Source organism: Rhodococcoides kroppenstedtii (genome assembly GCF_900111805.1).
Classification (GTDB): Bacteria; Actinomycetota; Actinomycetes; order Mycobacteriales; family Mycobacteriaceae; genus Rhodococcoides; species Rhodococcoides kroppenstedtii.
Genome location: NZ_FOJN01000014.1, coordinates 1 through 22,121 on the forward strand (window position 1 = coordinate 1; position 22,121 = coordinate 22,121).

At 71.0% G+C, this 22,121-nt stretch carries 21 protein-coding genes and 1 pseudogene; 14 read left to right on the forward strand and 8 right to left on the reverse strand.

The annotated features are described in order from the left end of the window. Nucleotides 1-15: 15 nt before the first annotated feature. Nucleotides 16-270: pseudogene (locus BMZ18_RS20335) on the forward strand (DUF222 domain-containing protein); the annotation flags it as partial. A 76-nt stretch (nucleotides 271-346) separates the two neighbouring features. Continuing rightward, nucleotides 347-1,372: an HNH endonuclease signature motif containing protein gene (locus tag BMZ18_RS15390; RefSeq protein WP_244516561.1), complete on the forward strand. Its 1,026-nt coding sequence runs from the start codon at nucleotides 347-349 to the stop codon at nucleotides 1,370-1,372. Nucleotides 1,373-1,382: 10 nt separating this feature from the next. On the opposite strand, the gene BMZ18_RS15395 is transcribed toward BMZ18_RS15390, so the two are convergent. Further along, entirely contained in the window at nucleotides 1,383-1,955 is a 573-nt protein-coding gene (locus BMZ18_RS15395; RefSeq protein ID WP_068365432.1) for a GNAT family N-acetyltransferase, read from the reverse strand. Between the two features lie 52 nt (nucleotides 1,956-2,007). On the opposite strand from BMZ18_RS15395, the gene BMZ18_RS15400 reads away from it, so the two are divergent. Then, nucleotides 2,008-3,027: an LLM class flavin-dependent oxidoreductase gene (locus BMZ18_RS15400; RefSeq protein WP_068365431.1), complete on the forward strand. Its 1,020-nt coding sequence runs from the start codon at nucleotides 2,008-2,010 to the stop codon at nucleotides 3,025-3,027. Nucleotide 3,028: 1 nt separating this feature from the next. On the opposite strand, the gene BMZ18_RS15405 is transcribed toward BMZ18_RS15400, so the two are convergent. After that, complete coding sequence (locus BMZ18_RS15405) at nucleotides 3,029-3,565, reverse strand: putative immunity protein (RefSeq protein ID WP_068365435.1); 537 nt, start codon at nucleotides 3,563-3,565, stop codon at nucleotides 3,029-3,031. A gap of 45 nt (nucleotides 3,566-3,610) precedes the next feature. Here BMZ18_RS15405 and arr point away from each other — a divergent pair, with 45 nt between their 5' ends. Further along, nucleotides 3,611-4,012: an NAD(+)--rifampin ADP-ribosyltransferase gene (gene arr, locus BMZ18_RS15410; protein WP_068365430.1), complete on the forward strand. Its 402-nt coding sequence runs from the start codon at nucleotides 3,611-3,613 to the stop codon at nucleotides 4,010-4,012. A gap of 9 nt (nucleotides 4,013-4,021) precedes the next feature. Here the strand turns inward: arr and ychF are convergent, their stop codons facing one another. Together ychF and BMZ18_RS15420 are read right to left on the reverse strand one after the other, a co-directional pair. Further along, the gene (ychF, locus tag BMZ18_RS15415; protein ID WP_068365429.1) at nucleotides 4,022-5,101 is read right to left on the reverse strand and encodes a redox-regulated ATPase YchF; all 1,080 of its coding nucleotides are present in this window, start codon (nucleotides 5,099-5,101) and stop codon (nucleotides 4,022-4,024) included. Nucleotides 5,102-5,120: 19 nt separating this feature from the next. Then, nucleotides 5,121-5,573 carry a CD225/dispanin family protein gene (locus BMZ18_RS15420; RefSeq protein ID WP_074922288.1) on the reverse strand — a complete coding sequence of 151 codons (453 nt, stop codon included), beginning with the start codon at nucleotides 5,571-5,573 and terminating at the stop codon, nucleotides 5,121-5,123. Between the two features lie 165 nt (nucleotides 5,574-5,738). Between BMZ18_RS15420 and BMZ18_RS15425 the strand changes: the two genes are divergently transcribed. The 4 genes from BMZ18_RS15425 to BMZ18_RS15440 all read left to right on the forward strand — a co-directional run bounded on the left by BMZ18_RS15425 (nucleotide 5,739) and on the right by BMZ18_RS15440 (nucleotide 10,548). Continuing rightward, nucleotides 5,739-8,021: a carbon starvation CstA family protein gene (locus BMZ18_RS15425; protein WP_068102389.1), complete on the forward strand. Its 2,283-nt coding sequence runs from the start codon at nucleotides 5,739-5,741 to the stop codon at nucleotides 8,019-8,021. A gap of 2 nt (nucleotides 8,022-8,023) precedes the next feature. Continuing rightward, complete coding sequence (locus BMZ18_RS15430) at nucleotides 8,024-8,215, forward strand: YbdD/YjiX family protein (protein ID WP_068102391.1); 192 nt, start codon at nucleotides 8,024-8,026, stop codon at nucleotides 8,213-8,215. Nucleotides 8,216-8,239: 24 nt separating this feature from the next. After that, nucleotides 8,240-9,157, forward strand: a complete 918-nt coding sequence (locus tag BMZ18_RS15435) for a DNA-3-methyladenine glycosylase family protein (protein WP_244516562.1) — start codon at nucleotides 8,240-8,242, stop codon at nucleotides 9,155-9,157. Between the two features lie 65 nt (nucleotides 9,158-9,222). Then, entirely contained in the window at nucleotides 9,223-10,548 is a 1,326-nt protein-coding gene (locus BMZ18_RS15440) for an AI-2E family transporter (protein ID WP_371828510.1), read from the forward strand. A gap of 3 nt (nucleotides 10,549-10,551) precedes the next feature. Here BMZ18_RS15440 and BMZ18_RS15445 read toward each other — a convergent pair whose 3' ends face one another. Further along, a complete protein-coding gene (locus BMZ18_RS15445) occupies nucleotides 10,552-13,533 on the reverse strand; it encodes an AAA family ATPase (RefSeq protein WP_074922293.1) in 2,982 nt (993 codons plus the stop codon). Next, entirely contained in the window at nucleotides 13,530-14,714 is a 1,185-nt protein-coding gene (locus BMZ18_RS15450) for an exonuclease SbcCD subunit D (protein WP_068365434.1), read from the reverse strand. The genes BMZ18_RS15445 and BMZ18_RS15450 overlap by 4 nt, the downstream gene beginning before the upstream one ends. A 112-nt stretch (nucleotides 14,715-14,826) precedes the next feature. Here BMZ18_RS15450 and BMZ18_RS15455 point away from each other — a divergent pair, with 112 nt between their 5' ends. After that, nucleotides 14,827-16,005: a DNA recombination protein RmuC gene (locus tag BMZ18_RS15455; RefSeq protein WP_068106048.1), complete on the forward strand. Its 1,179-nt coding sequence runs from the start codon at nucleotides 14,827-14,829 to the stop codon at nucleotides 16,003-16,005. 20 nt (nucleotides 16,006-16,025) lie between these two features. Then, entirely contained in the window at nucleotides 16,026-16,955 is a 930-nt protein-coding gene (locus tag BMZ18_RS15460) for a DUF6542 domain-containing protein (RefSeq protein ID WP_074922285.1), read from the forward strand. Between the two features lie 53 nt (nucleotides 16,956-17,008). On the opposite strand, the gene BMZ18_RS15465 is transcribed toward BMZ18_RS15460, so the two are convergent. Beyond that, the gene (locus BMZ18_RS15465; RefSeq protein ID WP_068363207.1) at nucleotides 17,009-18,070 is read right to left on the reverse strand and encodes a 4-hydroxy-3-methylbut-2-enyl diphosphate reductase; all 1,062 of its coding nucleotides are present in this window, start codon (nucleotides 18,068-18,070) and stop codon (nucleotides 17,009-17,011) included. 90 nt (nucleotides 18,071-18,160) lie between these two features. On the opposite strand from BMZ18_RS15465, the gene BMZ18_RS15470 reads away from it, so the two are divergent. Genes BMZ18_RS15470 through BMZ18_RS15480 form a run of 3 tightly spaced genes read left to right on the forward strand, consistent with a single transcriptional unit; the run spans nucleotide 18,161 to nucleotide 20,327 of the window. Further along, nucleotides 18,161-18,853, forward strand: a complete 693-nt coding sequence (locus tag BMZ18_RS15470; RefSeq protein WP_068363206.1) for a lipid droplet-associated protein — start codon at nucleotides 18,161-18,163, stop codon at nucleotides 18,851-18,853. Beyond that, the gene (gene xseA, locus BMZ18_RS15475) at nucleotides 18,850-20,118 is read left to right on the forward strand and encodes an exodeoxyribonuclease VII large subunit (RefSeq protein WP_068102403.1); all 1,269 of its coding nucleotides are present in this window, start codon (nucleotides 18,850-18,852) and stop codon (nucleotides 20,116-20,118) included. The genes BMZ18_RS15470 and xseA overlap by 4 nt, the downstream gene beginning before the upstream one ends. Continuing rightward, complete coding sequence (locus tag BMZ18_RS15480; protein WP_068102404.1) at nucleotides 20,115-20,327, forward strand: exodeoxyribonuclease VII small subunit; 213 nt, start codon at nucleotides 20,115-20,117, stop codon at nucleotides 20,325-20,327. Before xseA ends, BMZ18_RS15480 begins: the two co-directional genes overlap by 4 nt. A gap of 61 nt (nucleotides 20,328-20,388) precedes the next feature. On the opposite strand, the gene BMZ18_RS15485 is transcribed toward BMZ18_RS15480, so the two are convergent. Then, the gene (locus BMZ18_RS15485; protein WP_074922295.1) at nucleotides 20,389-20,961 is read right to left on the reverse strand and encodes a DUF4245 domain-containing protein; all 573 of its coding nucleotides are present in this window, start codon (nucleotides 20,959-20,961) and stop codon (nucleotides 20,389-20,391) included. A 98-nt stretch (nucleotides 20,962-21,059) separates the two neighbouring features. Between BMZ18_RS15485 and glpX the strand changes: the two genes are divergently transcribed. Beyond that, nucleotides 21,060-22,097: a class II fructose-bisphosphatase gene (gene glpX / locus BMZ18_RS15490; protein ID WP_068147738.1), complete on the forward strand. Its 1,038-nt coding sequence runs from the start codon at nucleotides 21,060-21,062 to the stop codon at nucleotides 22,095-22,097. Nucleotides 22,098-22,121: the final 24 nt, after the last annotated feature.

The following is a 22,121-nucleotide window of genomic DNA, read 5'->3' on the forward strand; positions in this document are numbered from 1 at the left end:
GCCATGGTCGACATGATGGTCGACCGCCGTGATCCCGATGCCGTCCGCGCCCGGCGGGAGAAGGCGAAGCGGAATCGGGAGTTCACCGTCGAGATGGGCCGTGACGGTTTGGCGTCGGCGACGGACACCCGGCCGGCGGAGGACATCGTTGCTCTCCACGCGTCCGTGACGAGGTTGGCTGCGCAGGTGTGCCCGAAGGTCACCCGCTCCAAGGCCGCGCGGGCGTCCGATGCGCATTACGCGTTGATCACTCAAACCGGATTCGGCTGCAACTGTGACCGCCCCATCACCGACTGCCGCTACAAGAGCATCGACCTGACCAAGTTCGCGGCGACCGCCCCGCATCGTGATCCACCTCGTCACCGACACCACCACCCTCACCGGCCCCGTCCCCGCCCCCGAGAACGAGCGCGTCTGCCGGTCACCGCAGCACCTCCCCCGACCGGATCTGGCCGTGGACACCTCCGCGTCGGTGACGACCGAACCGTCCGCGGCGGAACCCGTTGCGTCGGAGCCTGCTGCCACGGAACCTGTTGCGCCGGAGACCGTTGCACTGGGAACCGTTGCTACTGAGCCCGTTGCGTCGGAAACGGCTGCGGCACAGTCGGTGTCACCGGATCGCGTCGACGTCTCTGCGGACCGTGATGCGGCCGCCAGTGACGCTGCGGTGGACCACACGAGGGGGTGCGAGGAGCCCATCGGCCTCGACATGGTCGACGGTGTCGGGTTCCTCCCCGGCATCGGCATCATCTCCGGCGCCCACGTCCGCGACCTCGCCGCCGACCCCGGCACGATCATCCGGCCGTTGGGTGACGGCACCGACACCCCACTGCCGGCAACGCAACCGTCGAACCCCTACCGGCCCTCCGCAGCCCTGGATGCGTACATCCGTGCCCGAGATCTGTTCTGCACCTGGCCCGGCTGCAACCGACCCGCGTGGGACGGGGACCTCGACCACATCACCGAATACGACCACACCCACCCCGAGCGGGGCGGGCGTACCAGCGCGACCGGACTCGGCGCCAAATGCCGCTTCCACCACCTACTGAAGACGTTCGCCGACTTCGTCGACGACCAGTACCCCGACCCCACCGACCCGAGCCGGCTGATCCGCACCATCACCATCCCCGACGGGCGCACCGTCCTCGGACCGGCGTTCACCGGACACGACATCCACCCCGGACTCGACGCCATCGTCTTCGGCGACCCACCCATCGCAGGCACACCGAAACCGCCCCCGAAACGGGCTCCGGCCGAGCGCCAACGACCCGCTCCACGCACCGAGCAGAAACACGCCCGCCGACGACAGGAGCGAAACCGCAACCGACTCCGCAGGGTCATCACACCGGACGACACCCCACCCCCGTTCTGACCTCGGGCGTTCAGGTCGCGGCGGGATGCACCATCGAGACGACCGTCGGGCCGTCGGGAATGTGTGTCGTCGCGGTGAGACCGAAACCGCACCGCTCGTACAGGCGGACGTTGCGCGGGTCTGAGGTTTCCAGCGCGACAGGAATATCGGCCGGTACGGCGTCGAGGGCTGCGCGCACCAAGGAGGCACCGAGGCCGCGTCCGCGACAGCGCGGGTCCACGCCCAGAGTTTCCAGGGTCCACGACCCGGTCGGCGGCGGCGGCGTCACCGCCCCGGCGACCGCCTCCCACCGATCACCGTGCAGGGCCACCACGTCATGTTGCATGCTCGTCGGCGGCTCCGGCGGATCAGGCGGGAGCAGCGCCACCACACCGGTGACGTCCGAATCGGCCAGGACGATCCCGTGCTCACGCGCGTACCGCAGGTAGAGACGCTGCAACCGGGTCAGCCGGACCGCGTGGTCCTGCGCGGGAACGCCCCACTGTGTCCACGGGTAGCCCTCGAACGCGGTCGCGAGCAGCGCCGCGGCGTCGTCCAGAGCAGCGGCCGGGAGCGGGCGAAGGGCAAAGACGGTGGAACTCACGGTCCCAGTGTCCAACAGGAATAGTTCCTTCGACAACGAGGTTGAAGCTTCCATGAAGAAGATCGGGTTCCTCTCGTTCGGTCACTGGTCCGACTCGCCGCATTCGCAGACTCGAAGCGCGGCGGACGTCCTGCACCAGTCGATCGACCTTGCCGTCGCGGCCGAAGAACTCGGTGCGGACGGCGCCTACTACCGGGTGCACCACTTCGCGAACCAACTCGCGTCACCGTTCCCGTTGCTGGCCGCCGTGGGTGCCAAGACCAGCCGGATCGAGATCGGCACCGGCGTCATCGACATGCGGTACGAGAACCCGTTCTACATGGTCGAGGACGCAGGGTCGACGGACCTCATCGCGGGTGGCCGCCTGCAGCTCGGCGTCAGCCGAGGATCGCCCGAGCAGGTCATCGAGGGCTACCGCTACTTCGGGTACGCCCCCGCGGAGGGCAAGGATCACGGCGACATGGCCCGTGATCACACCCGCATCTTCCTGGACCTGTTGGAGGGCAAGGGCTTCGCCCAGCCGAACCCGTCGCCCATGTTCCCCAACCCGCCCGGCCTGTTGCGTCTCGAACCGCACTCCGAGGGACTGCGCCAGCGCATCTGGTGGGGAGCCGGGACGCGGGCGACCGCCGAGTGGACCGCCCAGCAAGGCATGAACCTCATGAGTTCGACGCTGTTGAGCGAGGACACTGGTGTGCCGTTCCACGAGCTGCAGGCCGAGCAAATCGAGCGGTTCCGCAAGACGTGGTCCGACGCCGGTCACCCGTTCGAGCCGCGAGTGTCCGTCAGCCGCAGCATCTTTCCGATCGTGAACGAGACCGACCGCATGTACTTCGGCCGCGAAGGTGGCAGTGGCGATCAGGTGGGCTATCTCGACGGCGGGAAGGCTCGCTTCGGCAAGACCTACGCCGGCACACCGGATCGGCTGATCGAGCAGCTCGCCCAGGACGAGGCGATCGCCGCCGCCGACACGCTGCTGCTCACCGTCCCCAACCAGCTCGGAGTCGACTACAACGCCCACCTGCTGGAGTCGATCCTGACGCACGTGGCCCCGGAGCTCGGCTGGCGGTGAGTCAGGCCGTTCCGACGTCCCACTGAATCGCCCGGATCACGTCGCCCGGGACACCCCGGGTGAGCAGACCCGCTCCCAGGGGACCGGACGTGCTCGTTCCGAGGGCGGGCAGCCGCGCCAGGGCACGGCGTTCGTCGTCCTTCAGCCGGTCGAGTTGCCACCGCGTCTCCTGCGAGACCGCGTGGGGGTCGTCGGGACGCGCCAGGGCCACCGCCTTGGCCGCGTATCCGGCGGCCCCCAACGCGTGAGCGCCCATGTGCGCCACCGCCGACGCCTGGGCGACGGCCCGCGCAGCGGCCGCACCGGCGGGCGTCGTCGCGGATCGTGCCGCCGTCACCGGCTCCATCCGCCGAGCGATCTCGAGGGCCGCGGTGCTCTCGCCCCGGGCGTAGGCGCGCGTGCGGTCGAGAGCATTCCGCACCACCCCCACCGAGTCGTCGTCGGCGACGAACAGGTCGACCACTCGACCCGCGCAGTCCGCAGCCCACCGCGCCAGGACGCGTCGATCGTCGTCGGACAGCGTTTGCGGTGACGGCATCCCGCGATCGTCCCACGCGGCACCCACCCGTCGTACCCTGTCACGATGGCGCTCGACGACGGCCCGTTCTACCACGGCACCAAGGCCGATCTGACTCCCGGCGATCTGCTCACCGCCGGTCGACGGTCGAACTATCGGCCCGAGGTCGTCATGAACCACATCTACTTCACGGCCCTGATCGGCGGCGCCGGCCTGGCCGCCGAATTGGCCGCAGGCGACGGCAACCCCCACGTCTACCGGGTCGAGCCGACGGGCGAGTGGGAGAACGATCCCAACGTCACCGACAAGAAGTTCCCCGGCAATCCGACCCGCTCCTGCCGCAGCCGGGACCCGCTGCGCGTCGTCGAGGAGATCCACGACTGGCCGCGTCTCGCGCCGGAAGCGTTGCAGGAGTGGCGCGATCGCATCGCCGTCATGCGAGACGAGCGCGCCGAGATCATCAACTGATTCTGCCCGTCACACGTTGAAGCGGAACTCCACCACGTCCCCGTCGGCCATGACGTAGTCCTTGCCCTCCATGCGCACCTTGCCGGCGGCCTTGGCCGCGGCCATGGATCCGGCGGCGATGAGGTCGTCGTAGGACACCACTTCAGCCTTGATGAAGCCCTTCTCGAAGTCGGTGTGAATCACGCCCGCGGCCTGGGGAGCGGTGTCGCCTCGGTGGATGGTCCACGCCCGCGACTCTTTCGGCCCCGCAGTGAGGTAGGTCTGCAGACCGAGGGTGTGGAAACCGGCGCGCGCCAACGCGTGCAGCCCCGGCTCCGACTGCCCGATGCTCTCGAGCAGCTCCATGGCGGACTCGTCGTCGAGCTCGATGAGCTCGGACTCGATCTTGGCGTCGAGGAACACGGCGTCGGCCGGGGCGACGGCGGCACGCAGCTCGGCCACCTTGGACTCGTCGGTCAGCACCGACTCGTCGGCGTTGAAGACGTAGAGGAACGGCTTGGTGGTGAGCAGATTGAGCTCGCGGAGCAGCGACGCGTCGAACGTGTCCTTCACCGAGTACAGGGTCTTACCGCTGTCGAGGATGCTCTGCGCTTCCTTGGCCGCGGCCACCATCGGCGCTCGGTCCTTCTGCGTCCGCGCTTCCTTCTCGAGCCGCGGCACGGCCTTCTCCAGGGTCTGCATGTCCGCGATGATCAGCTCGGTCTCGATGACCTCGATGTCGGCGGCGGGGTCGACACGGCCGTCGACGTGCACCACGTCGTCGTCGGCGAACACGCGCACCACCTGGCAAATGGCATCGGCCTCACGGATGTTGGCAAGGAACTTGTTGCCGAGACCCGCCCCTTCGGACGCGCCCTTCACGATTCCCGCGATGTCGACGAACGTGACCGGCGCGGGCAGGATGCGCTCGGAACCGAAGATCTTCGCCAGCTCGTTCAGCCGCGGGTCCGGCAACGGCACGACACCCTCGTTGGGCTCGATGGTGGCGAAGGGGTAGTTCGCCGCGAGGACGTCGTTCCGCGTCAGTGCGTTGAACAGGGTGGACTTGCCGACGTTGGGCAGACCGACGATTCCGAGAGTGAGGCTCACAGGGAGAAGAGTCTAACGGTCAGTAGGTGTAGCTCGATCCGGCCGACACCGCGACCGCGATGATCACGACGTAGAACAGGATGAACAGCGCGAAGAGCGCCCCGAAGATGTAGAGCGAGTACTTGCCCAGCTGCTTCGTGCGTTCCGACGCGTAGTGCGCGCCCTGGTAGTCGCCGAGCGACCACCGCGGGAAGACGGAACTCGAGTGGTTGAACGCCGAGAACGCGAGCGGCCAGAAGAAGACGAGTGCGGCGACGGCCCACCCGGCGTTGGTGGGAGGCAGCGGCGGCGGGCCGTACGGCTGCTGCGGGTACGCGGGCTGCTGCTGCTCGGGGTTCGGGAACGACGGCGCCTGCTGGTAGCCCGCCTGCCCGAAGGACCCGGTGCCGACACCGGCGGTCGACCCCGTGCCCGGCGCGCCGCCGTCGGCTCGGTACTCGGGGTTGGGCTTGTACTCGGGGTGATCGGACACGAAAAGCATCGTAGGCCGTCCCGCGGGCGGACGACGCGGCGAGACAGGCGGCGTTGTCAGGTCGTGACACGGGCGCGCGCGAAGACCGCCACGAAATGTCGGTGCCCCTGCTTACAGTGTCCCCGATCACACGATGATCGCCCTTCCGACGCAGGAGCTCCGTAGATGACCGTCGTTTCCGACAGAGACAACCCCCACGTCGAGTTCGTCAAGAACGACGACGATCTGCCCCCGGTCGCGGTGGTCGATCGGACTCCGATGTCCGCGGCCAAGCGCATCATGTTCGTCCTCATCGGCATTCTGGGCGGTGTCGCCTGGACCATCGTCGCCATCGTGCGCGGGGAGAACCCCAACGCGGTGTGGTTCGTCATCGCCGCCGTGTGCACCTACATTTTTGCGTTCCGGTTCTACGCCCGCCTGATCGAGAACCGCGTCGTGCGGCCGCGGGACGATCGTGCGACTCCGGCGGAGATCCTCGAGAACGGCAAGGACTACCTGCCGACCGATCGACGCGTGCTCTTCGGCCACCATTTCGCGGCCATCGCCGGCGCCGGCCCCCTGGTCGGCCCCGTCCTCGCCGCGCAGATGGGCTACCTGCCCGGCACCCTGTGGATCATCGTGGGCGTCGTCTTCGCCGGCGCGGTGCAGGACTACCTGGTGCTGTGGTTGTCCACGCGCCGCCGCGGCCGCAGCCTCGGCCAGATGGCCCGCGAGGAGCTCGGCGTGGTCGGCGGCACCGCCGCCATCGTCGCCGTGTTCGTCATCATGATCATCCTCATCGCGGTGCTGGCCCTGGTGGTCGTGAACGCCCTCGCCGAAAGTCCCTGGGGCGTCTTCTCGATCGCGCTGACCATCCCCATCGCACTGTTCATGGGGGTCTACCTGCGCTACCTGCGCCCGGGCAAGGTCTCCGAGGTCTCGCTCATCGGTGTGGTGCTGCTGCTCCTCGCCATCGTCGCGGGTGGTTGGGTCGCCGAAACCGACTGGGGCTCGGACTGGTTCACGCTCTCCAAGGTCACCGTCGCCTGGCTGCTCATCGCCTACGGCCTCGCCGCGTCGGTCCTTCCGGTGTGGCTGCTGCTGGCCCCGCGCGACTACCTGTCGACGTTCATGAAGATCGGCACCATCGTCCTGCTGGCGGTCGGCATCCTCATCGCGCGTCCGGTCCTGCAGATGCCCGACACCACGTCCTTCGCCAGCACCGGCAACGGCCCGGCGTTCGCGGGCTCGCTCTTCCCGTTCCTCTTCATCACCATCGCGTGCGGCGCGCTCTCCGGGTTCCACGCCCTGATCTCGTCCGGCACCACGCCGAAGCTTCTCGAGAAGGAGAAGCAGATGCGGATGATCGGCTACGGCGGCATGCTCACCGAATCGTTCGTCGCGATCATGGCGCTGGTCACCGCGTGCATCCTCGACCAGCACATCTACTTCGCCCTCAACGCGCCCACCGCGCTCACCGGCGGCACCCCGGACACCGCCGCGGAGTACGTCAACGGCCTCGGACTGTCCGGCGGCGACATCACGCCTGCCGAGTTGTCGCAGGCCGCGGCCGACGTGGGCGAGGAGTCGATCATCTCGCGCACCGGCGGTGCCCCCACCCTGGCCTTCGGCATGTCCGAGGTGCTGCACCAGGTCTTCGGCGGCGAGAGCCTCAAGTCCTTCTGGTACCACTTCGCGATCATGTTCGAGGCGCTCTTCATCCTCACCACCGTCGACGCCGGCACCCGCGTCGCGCGATTCATGCTCTCGGACTCGCTGGGCAACCTCGGTGGCCCGGCCAAGAAGTTCCGCGACCCCTCCTGGCGCGTGGGCGCTTGGATCTGCTCGATCGTCGTGGTCGGCGCCTGGGGCGCCATCCTGCTGATGGGCGTCACCGACCCGCTCGGCGGCATCAACACCCTCTTCCCGCTCTTCGGCATCGCGAACCAGCTGCTGGCCGCGATCGCTCTCACCGTGGTGCTCACCGTCGTGATGAAGAAGGGCCTCTTCAAGTGGGCCTGGATCCCGGGTGTGCCGTTGGTGTTCGACCTGGTGGTCACCATGACGGCCTCCTACCAGAAGATCTTCTCCTCGGTCCCGGCCATCGGATACTGGGCGCAGCACAGCGACTTCAAGGAGGCGAAGGCGCAGGGGCTCACCGAGTTCCGCACCGCCGCCACACCGGAGGCGATCGACGCCGTCATCCGCAACACCTTCATCCAGGGCACGTTGTCCATCGTGTTCGCCGGGCTGGTGCTGGTGGTCGCCGCGGCCGGGGCGATGGTGTGCATCAAGGCGATTCGGCAGGGCGGTCTGCCCAGTACCGAAGAGCCCGACGTGCCGTCGAAGATGTTCGCCCCCAGCGGGTTCGTCCCCACCGAGGCGGAGAAGACGGTGCAGGCCGAGTGGGACCGCCTCATCGAGTCCGGGGTGGTGGACCGTCCCGGCACCAAGCACGGCGGGCACTGAGCGTGGACGTCGTTCTCCGCTCCCTGCGCGGCGTGCACTGGTGGATCACCTCCGTCATGGGAGACCACGACTACGCCCGCTACGTCGACCATCTGCAGCGACGACACCCCGGCGCGCCCGTTCCCTCCGAACGGGAGTACTGGCGTCGTCGTCACGCGGAGGCCGACGCCAACCCGGGAGCCCGATGCTGCTGACGCCGCCGCTGACACCATGAGGTGGTGACCGCACCGCGCTGGACCACCACCGAGGCCGACCTCGACGTCACCGAGCCGTACGACGTCCAGTGGATGAGCTGGTTCCTCGCCGGTCACGCCGTTCCGGGCATGGAGACGGTGGTCGACGGGACCTACCGGCGCTCGCTGCGTCTGGCCCACGGCCCGGCCGTGGTGTCGTGTCGGCTCGACCGGCGCCGGGGTGGGACGGTCCTGCACGTCGCCGTCCGTACCGCGGACGAGCGGAACGTCCCGGACGCTCTGGACCGGGTGCGCCTGCTGTACGGCACCGACGTCGACTCCGCCGACGCCGACGCGGTGCTCGCGGCGGATCCGGCCCTCGCGCCGTCGGTCGCGGAGGCGCCCGGTATCAGGGTCCCCGGATCCGTGGATCCGTCGGAGACTCTGCTGCGCACCATGATCGGGCAGCAGATCTCCCTCGGCGCCGCGGCCACCCACACCGCGCGGCTGGTCGCGGCGCTCGGCGACCCGGTCGGTGACGACGCCGGGGCTGCCGAGCACGGCATCGTCCGCCTCTTCCCCACCCCCGCTGCCGTGGCCGACAAGGGCGCGACCGTCCTGACCGGGCCGGCGCGGCGGGTCACCGCCATCGCCGAGACGGCGCGACGACTCGCCGACGGCGCGGTCGAACTGCACCGCGGGCGCCCGGCGACGGAACAGGAGGCCGACCTGCTCGCGCTCCGCGGCGTCGGACCGTGGACGGCCAGGTACGTGTCCATGCGTGTCCAGGGGGATCCCGACGTGCTGCTCGACACCGACCTCGTCGTGCGGCAGGGCGCTGCGCTGCTGGGGGTGGATCTCCGCGAGTCGGGGCGTTGGTCACCGTGGCGCTCGTCGGCCTCGATGCACCTGTGGCGGGTGGCTCTGCTCGACCGGGGGGCCTATCCGGCCGCGACGGGGTGAGGGATGAGAAGGTGCCGCCCGGGTACAGTGCAGGACGCAGGCGACCTTTCTCCTCGGGTCGGTTCGTGACCACCCCCAACGGGAAGGAACACCCCACCGTGGGAGAGAACGACGCAACCTCGTCCGCCGCCGGCGTCGCGGCCGACACCACGACCGACACCGAGGCCGGCCGCCCGCGCCGCGACCGATCCGCACTCTTCGGCAGCGGCGGTGCGTGGCTCGCCAAGTGGTCGGCGATGCTCCTGGTCATCGCCGGAGCGTTGTGGGTCGGCGGCTGGCTGATCGGTCAGCTCTGGGTCATCGTGTTGCCGGTCCTGCTCGCGCTGATCGTCGCCACCGTGCTCTGGCCGCCCACTCGGTGGCTGCGGCGCATCGGAGCCCCACCCGCGCTCGCCGCGGTGACGTCGTTGCTCGGGTTCCTGGCCGTGCTGGCCGGCGTGGTCGCCTTCATCGTGCCGTCCGTCATGGACCAGGCCCCGGAACTGGCGGACAGCGCCCAGGAGGGCATCAACCAGGTTCAGACGTGGCTCGAGGGCCCGCCGGTGAACCTCGACGACCAGCAGATCGACAGCGCCGTGCAGGCTTTGGGCAATCAGCTGCAGGACAGCGGGGCGATGATCGCGTCCGGCGTGTTCTCCGGCGTCGCGACCGCCGGGTCGATCCTGGTGACGCTCGGCCTGGTGCTGGTGCTGAGCTTCTTCTTCATCAAGGACGGCCCGCGCTTCCTCCCCTGGCTGCACGGTCTCGCCGGACGCAAGGCGGGCGGGCACATCGCCGAGGTGCTCAGCCGCATCTGGGACACGCTCGGCGGGTTCATCCGCACCCAGGCGGTCGTGAGCGCCATCGACGCGATCTTCATCGGTATCGGACTGCTGATCCTCGGCGTGCCGCTGACCCCGGTCCTGATGACGCTGACGTTCCTCGGTGGCTTCATCCCGATCGTCGGTGCGTTCGTCGCCGGCGCCCTGGCCGTGTTGGTGGCATTGGTGGCCAACGGTTTCACCACCGCGGTGATCGTCCTCGTCATCATCCTCGCGGTGCAGCAGATCGAGGGCAACGTGCTGCAGCCGATCCTGCAGAGCAAGTCGATGAAGCTGCACGCGGCCGTCGTCTTGCTCGCCGTCACCGCCGGCGGTTCCGTCTTCGGCATCATCGGCGCATTCCTCGCCGTTCCCGTCGCCGCCGCGGCGGCCGTCCTGGTCCGGTACGTCAACGAGCAGATCGAGCTCCGGTCGGACGAGCACCCGCCCGCCAACGTGATCGCCGAGAAGGTGCACGACGATCTCGGGACCGAGGGGGACGACGCGCCCGTCGTCGTGCACGAGCACGGGACCCGCTTCGCCCCGGATCCGGGCCCGTCCGAGGACACGAACCGCACGACGGACAGCTGATCGTCAGATCGCCGGGGCGTGCACCCGCACGGTCGATCCGGTCCGCCCCCGCATCACCTCGAGTCGACTGGGGACGCGGTCGCGCAGTTCGCTGACGTGACTGACGATGCCGACCGTGCGACCGCCGGACCGCAGGTCGTCGAGCACGCCCATCACGGCGTCGAGCGACTCGGCGTCGAGGGTGCCGAAGCCCTCGTCGACGAACATCGTGTCGAGGGTGACGCCCCCGGCCTCAGCCGCGACGACGTCCGCGAGCCCGAGAGCGAGGGAAAGTGACGCGCAGAACGCCTCCCCACCCGAGAGCGTGCCCGCCGGTCGAACGACTCCGGTGTAGTCGTCCCTGATGTCCAGGCCCAAGCCGCCGCGAGTGCCGCGCGGCCCGGCCTCGTCGGAATGCACGAACTCGAAGCGCCCCTCGGACATGCGCCGGAACCGCAACGACGCGGCCGCAGCGACCTCCTCCAGACGCGCGGCGAGGACATAGGACCGAAGCGACATCTTGCGGGCGTTGGCGCCGCGACCGGCAACGACGTCGGCCAGGGCTTCGAGTTCCTGCTGCCGCTGCTGCAGCGGCCCGATCGCGTCCGCCACCGACCACAGCTGAGCCGTCAGGTCCGCGAGTTGACGCGACCGGCGCTCGGCCTCGTCGGCGCTCGCCACGGCTCGGTCCAACGCCTCGCGGGTGGCGACGTCCACCGCGTCGACGGCATCGGTGTCCACCGGGCCGTCTATCATCGCTGCGGCGACGTCGGCATCGGCGAGTGCGGCGCCCGCGGCGGCCTCCTCACGCTCGGCGCGGGCGAGGTCGGCGCGCAGCCGTTCCCGGGCCTCCGCCGTGCGTGCGGCGGCGATCGCCTCGGCTCGTCCGGCGAACCCGGCCTCCGTGACCGCGTCGTCCGCGTCCGCGTTCGCCCGGTCCGCCGCGGTGCGTGCCGCGGCGGCGGCGGTCCGGGTGTCGCGCACGGCGAGTGCCGCGTCGATGGCCTCCTCGACACCCCGGCGACGGTCCGCCACCGACGCCGAGGGTCCGATCGCCGACTCGACCCGCGCGGTGTCCTCGGCGATCCGGGTCTCGAGCGCGGTGAGTCGCTCGTGCGTGGACGCCAGCTCGGCCGACACGGCGGTGATGCGAGCCGCGGTCTTGTCGGCCTCGCGGTCGAGGGCCGCCCGCGCGGACGCGACCGCCTCGCGTCGGACCGCCCGCTCCTGCAGCCGCACCACCTCGGCCGTGGCGGCGTCGAGACGCTCGGCGAGCGCCGCGGAGTCGGCCGCGTCGTCGGGACCCAGGGCTGCCAGGGTCTCCCGCAGGTGCTCCACCCGTGCCCGCGCGGACACCTCGTCGGCCTCGGCCGCACTCTTGCGCGCCTCGGCCTCGCGCTCGTCCCGGAGATCGACGTGATCCTCCCGGCGCACGGCCGGCCTCGGGTGTTCGGTCGCACCGCACACGGTGCACGGCTCGCCCGCTGTCAGCCGCGCCGCGAGTTCCGCCGACATGGAGTCGAGTCGCCGTTCGCGCACGTCCAGCCACCGCGCGCGCAGCTCGTCGCAGTTGCGACGCGCAGCGTCGGCCGTCTCGACGGCCTCCGCTAGTCGACGCTCGATCCGTCGACGCTCCAGTCGCGCATCGACCGCGGCGGCGGCCTCCGCCCGACGCGACTCGGCCGACCCCAGAGCGGCCGCGGCATCGATACAGTCGGCGAGCTCGGCGTCCAAGCGCAGGCGGTCGGCCGGCACGGCATCGAGGCGAGCCCGTGCGTCCGCGAGCGTCTCCGTCAGCTCCCGCACGCGGTCGAGCGCCGTACGACGGTCACGGTCGGCACTCGCGCGGTGCCGCTCGACCTCGGCGACGCCGTCGAGAACGGCGATCTCCCCGCTCCAGTCCTGCACGGCTGCGTCGAGCCGCGCCGCGTCGTCCTCGGACGGCGGCCACGACAACGCCGCCACGACGTCGGCGGCGCGAGTCCTCGCGGCCGTGTCGACCCCCGCCGTCATCGCCGTCTCGGCGCGGTCGGCACGCCGGCGGGCCGCGTCGTACGCCGCGAGGCGACCGATCACGGCCTCGGCGCGACCGGCGGCGTCGAGCTCCTCGGCGCGACGCTCCCGGTCGGCACGACCGGCGGACAGCACGGCCAGGGCCGCCTGTGCCGCCTCGCCGCGGCGACGCGCGTCGGCACGACGGTGCGCGTCCGCGGCCGCGATGCGGGCGGCGTCGTGGTCCGCGCGCGCAGCGGCCAACCTCGCCTGCTCGACGACGACCCGGTCACGGGCGTCCTCCGCCAGACCGGTGGCCCAGTCGACGACGTCGTCACCGACGGCGTGCTCGACTCCCGCCGCGGTGGCCACCTGAGCCGCGAGGCGGTCGAGAGCGTCCGTCCGGCCGGCCAACGCGTCGGCCCCGGCCCGCCGGCGCTCGGCGAACCACTGCTCGACGGACGAGAATCGGTCGGTGTCGAAGAGTTGCTCGAGCAGAGCGCCGCGATCCTCGGTGCGCGCGCGCAGGAACCGCGCGAACTCGCCCTGCGGCAGCATCACCACCTGGAAGAACTGGTCGACGCGCATGCCGAGCAGCCGCTCGACCTCGCGCGCCACCTCGTCGATGCGCGTGAGGTTCTCGCCGTCCCCGTCCTCCCACACGAGCGAGGCGGACGCGTTCTGCTTGGTCACGCCGTCGCCTCGACGCTTGGGCCGCAGGTATTCCGGGGTGCGGGAGAGGGTGACGCGGCGGCCGCCCAGGGTGGCCTCGAGCACGACCCGCGGCGCGACACCCGCCTCGGCGTGGTCGGAGAGCAACCGCCGGTTCTCCCGACGGGACCCGGGGAGCACCCCGTAGAGGGCGAACGCGACGGCATCGAGCACCGAGGTCTTGCCCGCACCCGTGGGGCCGTGCAGCAGGAACAGCCCGTCCGCGCCGAGCCGGTCGAAGTCGACGTCGACCGATCCGCCGAACGGACCGAACGCCGTCACCGACAGTGCGTGGAGCCTCACGCCGACATCGCCACCGACCGGTCCTCCGCCGTCGCGGTCGACGAATCCTGCTGCGCCACGGCCGCTTCCACCGCGGCGTCGAGCAGCGCGCACTCGCTGTCCGACGGTGCGCTCCGCATGTCGGTGACGAAACTGCGCACGATGGCGGCGTCCGTCCGGCCGATCACCTTGTCTCGGTACCGGCCGAGGTCGGAGCCCACGGGCCGATGCCACTCGAGATGCACCGCGAACGGAAACCGCTGACGCAGAGCGCGCATGGCGTCCAGCGGCCGCACTGCATCGGTGAGCACCGCCGACACGTAGTGCTCCTCGGCCGCGGCGAACCGCGCGTCGGACACCAACTCGTCGAGCGTGCCCTCGAGCACGGACAGTTCGCGCACGACCGGGAGATCGATGCGCGTCACGTCGGCGAGACCCTGCGCGTCGAGATCGATCAGCCACACCGCCTTGCGGTGCGAACGCTCGCCGAACGAATACGGCACGGGGGAACCGGAATACCGCACATGCGGCTCCACTTCCTGCGGGGAATGCAGGTGCCCCAACGCCACGTAGTCGACCCCGGCGAACGCGCCCGCGGCGACGGTCTCCACACCGCCGACCGAGATGGACCGCTCCGATCCCGTCGCCTCGCCGCCGACCACGAAGGCGTGCGCGAGAACCACCGAGCGTGTCGATGCCGGCCGGTCCTGCAGATCGGCCCGCACGCGACCCATCGCCGCCGCCAGGACGCTCGCGTGCGACCGGCCGCCCGCCACCCCGAGTTCCCGTGCGGTGGCGTCCGGTTCGAGGTAGGGGATGCCGTAGAACGCGACGTCGCCGTGCTCGTCGGCCACGACCACGGGCTCCCCCACCGCGGCCACCGTGGTGAACACGTGCAGGCCGCCGGCCGCGGCGAACGAGGCGCCGGCGCCGAGACGCGCGGGCGAATCGTGATTGCCCGACGTGACGACGATGCGGGCACCGGCCGCCCGGATGCGCTCGAAAGCACTGGTGCACAGGCGAACCGCGTCGGCGCTGGGCACCGCACGGTCGTAGACGTCGCCCGGAACGACCACGACGTCGACACCGTGATCACGCACGATGTCCGCCACCGCGTCCAGCGCACGCCGCTGATCGGCCAGCAGGTCGACACCGTGGAAGGTGCGCCCGATGTGCCAGTCCGAGGTGTGCAGGATCTTCATACGATCGACGCTAACGGAGGGGTACGACAGATCCCGGTCGACGCACGGACGGCCGCGAGCGCGACCTCGGTCACCGGTCGCCGTGTCGGTGGTGTCGGCCATGCTGTGCGCCATGACCGCCGTGACCGCACTCGTCGTCCTCGTCGCCCTCGCCGTGGGGATGGCGCTGGGCTGGTGGCTCCGCAGCGCGCGGGGCGACGTCGAACTCGCCCGCGCCGGCGAGCGCCTGGCCGCCGCCGCGGCCGGCGAGGACGCCGTCCGACGCTCGCTCGCGCTGCTCAACGAGGACGCGGCCCGCCGACACTCCGGAGCGATCGGGGAGAGCATCGCGCGGGTGGTCGACCCGCTGCGGGACGCCGTGGACGCCCTCGAGAATCACGTGCGGGTGGCCGAGCGGGACCGGGCGAGCGCCTACGCGGGACTGACCGAGCAGGTGGCCGGGATGCACCGGGCGTCCCGGCATCTCGCGTCGCAGACCGATCAGCTGGTCACCGCGCTCAGGGCGCCCCAGATCCGTGGGCGGTGGGGCGAGATGCAGCTCGAGCGGGTGGTCGAACTCGCCGGGATGACGAAGCACTGCGATTTCGACACCCAGGTGGTCGGCGACGGCGTCCGGCCGGACCTCGTGGTCCGCCTCGCCGGCGGCCGCTCGGTCGTGGTCGACGCGAAGGTGCCGCTGGTGGCCTTCCTCGACGCGGCCGCGGAAACCGATCCGGAGACCGTCGACCGGCACCTCGAGCGCCACGCACGGCACCTACGCACCCACGTCGACGCGCTCGCGGACAAGAAGTACTGGCGCGCCTTCGACCCGTCGCCGGAATTCGTGGTGCTGTTCGTGCCGGGGGATCCCTTCCTCGACGCCGCGCTCACCCGCGACCGGGGCCTGCTCGAGCACGCGTTCACCCGCAACGTGGTGCTCGCGACGCCGACCACCCTCGTCGCGCTGCTGCGGACCGTCGCCTTCACCTGGCGCCAGGAGAGCCTGGCGGAGGACGCCGCCGCCGTCGTCGCGCTCGGCCGGGAGCTCTACGAGCGCCTGGGGACGGTCGGCGACCACGTCGACAAGGTGGGCAGCCATCTCGGCAAGGCCGTCGACGCGTTCAACAGCGCGGTCGGCTCGCTGGACAATCGCGTGTTCGTGACCGCGCGCCGATTGCACGAGATGTCCCGATTCGACGGGGATCCGCCCACCGCGAGCACCGTCGACGTCCGTCCACGCGGCGTCGTCCGGTCCGCGACGCACACCACTGCGCCGTCGCGTCACGGGCACGCCGCCGAGGCCTCCGGGTAGATCGACGCTAACCTCGGTGTGTGTCGACCACCCAACACGCGCGCTCGGGAGTGCCACTCGATCACCGCTCGGCCCTCCCCACCGTGCCCGGAATCCCCGCCTGGGGTGCCGTGGCGCTGGCGGCCGGCGCGTGTGTCCTCGGCTTCGCCCTCGACGCGATGCGAGCCGGAGAACCCGGCGCCACCTTCGCCGTCCTCTACGTTCTGGGCTGCGCCCTCGCCGTGGTGGCCGTGCGCCGCAAGGGTCTCTTCGCCGCGATGGTGCAGCCGCCGCTGCTGATGATCGTCGCCGTCCCCGTCGCCTATCAGACCACCGGGGACGACGCCGGCAGCTCGCTCAAGGACCTCGTCCTGACCGTCGCGGTCCCGCTCGTCGATCGCTTTCCCCTGATGTTCCTCACCACGATGCTCGTGCTCGGCATCGGCGCGGCCCGACTCCTCCTCGACCGCCCGCACCCCGCCCGCACCCGCAGCACCGCCCCCCGCAAGACCGAGCCCCGCAAAACCGAGCCCCGCAAAACCGAGCCCCGCTCCCCGGAGAAGACTCGCGCACGGCGACCCGAGAAGACCGACCCGCGGCCCGACACCACCGGCCGCCGTTCGGGCGGCCGTGCGGAAACCCGTCGTGCTCGTGCCGACGCACCGGCGTCACGCCGGATGCGAGGGGCGCCGCGCGACGACGAGCAGGCGCACTCCGCCCCGGAGACCGGCCGTCGACCGCGCGTGGACGGCGAGCGTCGACGCGAACGGGAGCCACGACGCCAGGCGGAATCGAGACGGCAGGCGGAACCGAGGCGCTACTCCGAACCCCGGCCCTACTCGGAGCCCCGGCCGTACCCCGAAGCCCGGCCGTACCCGGAAGCGCGGTCCTACCCCGAGCGCCGAACGGGGGCGGAGAACGTCACGCCGCATCCGACGCCGCGGGTGCGCTACCGGGACCGAGACCACTAGATCGACCCGGGGACACCGACCGCGGACCAGGTCGGTGTCCCGGAGCGTCAAACTCAAGCGCTGGTCCGCAGCTCTCGCGGCAGAGCGAAGACGAGGGTCTCGTTGGCCGTGGTGACCGGCTCGACGGAGCCGAAGCCGTGGTCGGCGAGCAGATCGAGCACGCCCCGCACCAGCACTTCGGGCACCGAGGCGCCGGAGGTGATGCCGACCGTCCGCACGCCCTCGAGCCACGCGGTGTCGACCTCCTTGGCGTAGTCGACGAGGTAGCTCGCCCGGGCACCCGCGGCCAGGGCGACCTCGACCAGCCGCACGGAGTTCGAGGAGTTCCGCGAGCCGACCACGATCACCAGGTCGCACTCGGGCGCCATCGCCTTGACCGCCACCTGGCGGTTCTGCGTGGCGTAGCAGATGTCGTCGCTGGGCGGGTCCTGGAGCAGTGGGAACTTCTCCCGCAGCCGCGCGACCGTGTCCATGGTCTCGTCGACGCTGAGCGTGGTCTGCGACAGCCAGATGACCTTGCTCTCGTCCCGCACGGTGACGGCGTCGACGCTCTCGGGTCCGTCGACCACCTGCACGCGGTCCGGCGCCTCGCCCGCGGTGCCCTCGACCTCCTCGTGCCCCTCGTGGCCGATGAGCAGGATGTCGAAGTCGTCCCGCGCGAAGCGCTTGGCCTCCTGATGGACCTTGGTGACCAGCGGGCACGTGGCGTCGATGGTGCGCAGGTTCCGCTCGGCGGCCGAGGCGTGCACCGCCGGGGACACCCCGTGGGCGGAGAACACGAGCAGCGCGCCCTCGGGAACCTCGTCCGTCTCGTCGACGAAGACCACGCCCTGATCCGTCAGCGTCTCCACGACGTGGCGGTTGTGCACGATCTCCTTGCGCACGTAGATGGGGGCGCCGTGCTTCTCGAGCGCCTTCTCCACGGTCTCCACGGCGCGGTCGACACCAGCGCAGTACCCGCGGGGCTCGGCCAGCAGCACGCGCTTGGGTCCGGTGTACTCCCCCTCCGTCGTCGCCCGCCGGGCGATGCCGAGGTCGAGAGCGATGGGCGCCGACGGCTCCGACGTCGCCGAAGGCACCGAGGTGGACGGGGTACTGGGCACAGCCGAGGACATGGCTCCAGGATACGTGGCCTCCCCGACCGCCACCCGCTCGCGCGGCGACCCGACTGGGAAAACGGCGCGTCGTCGGGCACTCTGTGCATCATGATTCGTCCTCCCTTCGCAGCCCGAGTCGCGCTGGGCATCGCCGTCACGGTGGTGGAAGAGGCGCGGAGACTCCCCACCACGGCGTTCTCGCTGCCGATGACCGCCGTGAGCGAGGTGCTGCAGACCGCGATGCGCTTCCAGCAGACGGTCACCGAGCTCGCGATCAAGGGCGACCAGGTGTTCTCCCTGCTCGGCGGTCGGCCCGAGGAGCAGCCGGAGTGGGCGACGTTCGACGACGACGCGGCGCGTCAACTCGATGACGACGCGGCGCGTCAACTCGATGACGACCCGGCACCTCCCGCCGACGCCGGCCCGACGCCCGGCCGCTACACCGACGTCGCCGTCGACGCCCCGTCCCGGACAGCCACCGGGAGCGCATCCTCGGCCACCGACACGTCCGACGGCGACGCCCCGACGTCCGGCCGCTTCGCGCTGTACTCGACCCCGCCGTCCGAGGTGCAGCCCGCCGATCACGTGGCCGCCCCGACGCTCACCGCCGCCGACGCCCGGCCCGAGATCGCGGAGTACCTGGACTACGACGCGCTGACCCTCGCTCAGCTGCGCGCCCGCCTGCGGTCGTTGTCCGTCGACGACCTCACGGAGCTGCTCGACTACGAGACGGCCGCCAAGAATCGCGCCCCCTACCGGACCATGCTCGAGAACCGCATCACCACCGCACGCGCCAAGTGACGTCCCCACCGGTCAGTTCGCCGGAGAATCCTCTCCCCGTCCGCAGCGTCGCCACCAAGGTCGCCGGGTGGATCGACCGGCTGGGCAGCATCTGGGTGGAAGGTCAGCTGACCCAGGTGTCGGTGCGGCAGGGCACGCGCACGGCGTTTCTCACGCTGCGAGATCCGGCGGCCGACATGTCGCTGTCGGTCACGTGTTCGCCGATGCTCATCCAGTCCTCCCCCGTGCCGGTGGTCGAGGGCGCGCGCGTGGTGCTGTACGGCAAGCTCTCCTTCTTCACCGGGCGCGGCACCATCTCGTTGCGTGCCACCGAAATTCGCGCGATCGGCGTGGGCGAGCTGCTCGCCCGGATCGAGCGTCTGCGCGGCATGCTCGCTGCGGAGGGCCTGTTCGATCCACGCCTCAAGCGCCCCTTGCCGTTCCTCCCCCGCGCCGTAGGACTGGTCACCGCACGTGCGAGCGCCGCCGAGAAGGACGTGCTGTCGGTCGCCCGACGACGGTGGCCGGCCGTGCGGTTCGAGGTCCGCAACACCCCGGTGCAGGGCCCGTCGGCGGTGCCCGGCATCCTGCGTGCGATCGCCGAACTCGACGAGCATCCCGACGTCGACGTGATCGTTCTCGCGCGCGGCGGCGGCAGCGTGGAGGATCTTCTCCCGTTCTCCGACGAAGCTCTCTGTCGCGCCGTCGTCGCGGCCCGAACGCCGATCGTCAGCGCGATCGGTCACGAACCGGACAGCCCGCTGAGCGACCACGTCGCGGACGTGCGCGCCGCGACGCCCACCGATGCGGCGAAGCGAGTGGTTCCCGACGCCGAGGCGGAGCTGGCCCTGGTGGCGGAGCTCCGCGCCCGGAGTTCCGCGGCTCTACGGGGGTGGGTCGCCCGCGAGGCCCGCGGACTCGACGCGCTCCGGCACCGGCCCGTTCTCGCGGATCCGATGTCGGGACTCGATCGCCGCGGCGAGGAAATCGCGGAGATGCGCCGCGTCGTCCGCCGCGACGTGCGCCGCGCCGTCGCCTCCGAGAGCACCGCCGTCGACCACCTCCGAGCCCGATTGGTGACTTTGGGGCCGGCCGCGACGCTCGCCCGCGGCTACGCCGTCGTGCAGCGAGTGGTGCCGGGTGACGATCCCGAGGTTCTGCGCAGCGTCGCGGACGCGCCGCCGGGCACCCAACTGCGCATCCGGGTGGCCGACGGGTCCGTCACCGCGGTCGGGATGGGCCGGGTCGCCGCGCCGAGCAACGCGTCGGAGAGGATGGACCCATGAGCGAGACCCCGGTCGACGAACTCGGTTACGAGGCCGCCCGCGACGAGCTGGTGGACGTGGTGAAGGTGCTCGAGCAGGGCGGCCTGGACCTGGACGCGTCGTTGGCGCTGTGGGAGCGCGGCGAGGCGCTCGCCGCACGATGCGAGCAGCATCTCGCCGGAGCCCGCGCCCGCATCGAGGACGCGCTCGCCGGTCGCGACGACGACTGACGCGCCTCGACCGACGCGCCTCGCCCGACGCCCGCCTCGCCCGCCTCGCCCGACGACGCGGTCAGCGCGGGTCGAGCACCGGTGCCGAGACGACGGCCGACGCCAGGGCGAGGAACTCGTCCTGGTTACCGGACCCGGTGATCAACGCGCGGCTCCTTCCGAGGTCGGCGACCCAGAACGGCTCGGTGTTCTCGCCGCGGTAGACCACCCAGTCGGTCCCGGCCACGGACTCGACGCCCTGCCCCTCGGTTCGCGCGCCGTCCGTGCGGAAGCGCAGCAGGTCCTCCTCGCTCGCGTCGCTCTGCGTCAGGCCGAGGTAGCTTCCCGACGGCGTGACGAAGCCGACGGTGCTGACCGGCGAGTCCGACCCGGGGATCGACGGGCGCGACGCCGAATTGGGGATCCAGTCCGCGGGCACCTCGGGGCGGCGGATCGGGAAGTCGACCGAGTCGGCGTCCGCCTGCAGCGTGGCGCCCAGATCGATGCGGGGGACCTGTCCGGCCTCAGGGCCGCCGACGCGGAGCGAGCACTGCCCGGCGATGGCCGCGATCACCACGCAGGCGAGAAGCAGCGGGATCAGTGACCACGCCATGTCCTTGTTGTTCTGGAGGATCCTGGGTTTCTTCTCGGCCACGGAGTCCACTATCCCACCTGCCGACCTGCCGACGCCGCCGCGCAGGGTGTGATGCGACAATCACGGCACGTATCCCCGCCCGAGGAGGCACCGCGCACATGACGGCCAGCACCGACAGCTCCACCCCGATGGCACCGGACCGCAACCTGGCTCTCGAACTGGTGCGTGTCACCGAGGCGGGGGCCCTGGCCAGCGGACGCTGGGTCGGCCGCGGCGACAAGGAGGGCGGCGACGGTGCGGCCGTAGACGCCATGCGGCAGCTGGTGTCCTCGGTGTCCATGCGCGGCGTGGTGGTCATCGGCGAGGGCGAGAAGGACGAAGCCCCGATGCTCTACAACGGCGAGCAGGTGGGCAACGGCAACGGTCCCGAGGTCGACTTCGCCGTCGACCCGGTCGACGGCACCACCCTGATGGCGAAGGGCATGCCGAACGCGATCTCGGTCCTCGCGGTCGCCGAGCGCGGCGCGATGTTCGACCCGTCGGCCGTGTTCTACATGCGCAAGCTCGCCGTCGGCCCGGACTACGCCGAGGTCGTCGACATCACCGCTCCCGTGCGGGAGAACATCGAGCGCATCGCGCGGGTCAAGAAGGGGTCGACCACCGACGTCACGGTCTGCATCCTCGACCGCCCCCGCCACGCCGAGCTCATCCAGCAGGTCCGCGACACCGGCGCCCGCATCCGGCTCATCTCCGACGGCGACGTGGCCGGCGCCATCGCGGCCGCCCGCCCGAACTCCCCCATCGACATCCTGCTCGGCACCGGCGGCACGCCCGAGGGCATCATCGCGGCGGCGGCCATGCGGTGCCTCGGCGGCACCCTGCAGGGAGCCCTCGCGCCGACCGACGACGCCGAGCGCCAGAAGGCGATCGACGCCGGTCACGACCTCGATCGCGTCTTGGTCACCGAGGACCTGGTGTCGGGCGAGAACGTCTTCTTCACCGCGACCGGGGTCACCGACGGCGACCTGCTGCAAGGTGTGCGCTACTCCGGCGGCGGCGCCCACACGCAGTCGATCGTCATGCGATCGAAGTCCGGCACCGTGCGCATGATCGACGCCTACCACCGCCTGGACAAGCTCCGGGAGTACTCGTCCGTCGACTTCGACGGCGATTCCGGCGCCGTCCCGTCCTTCTGATCCGATCCGCAGCTGTTCCGCAAC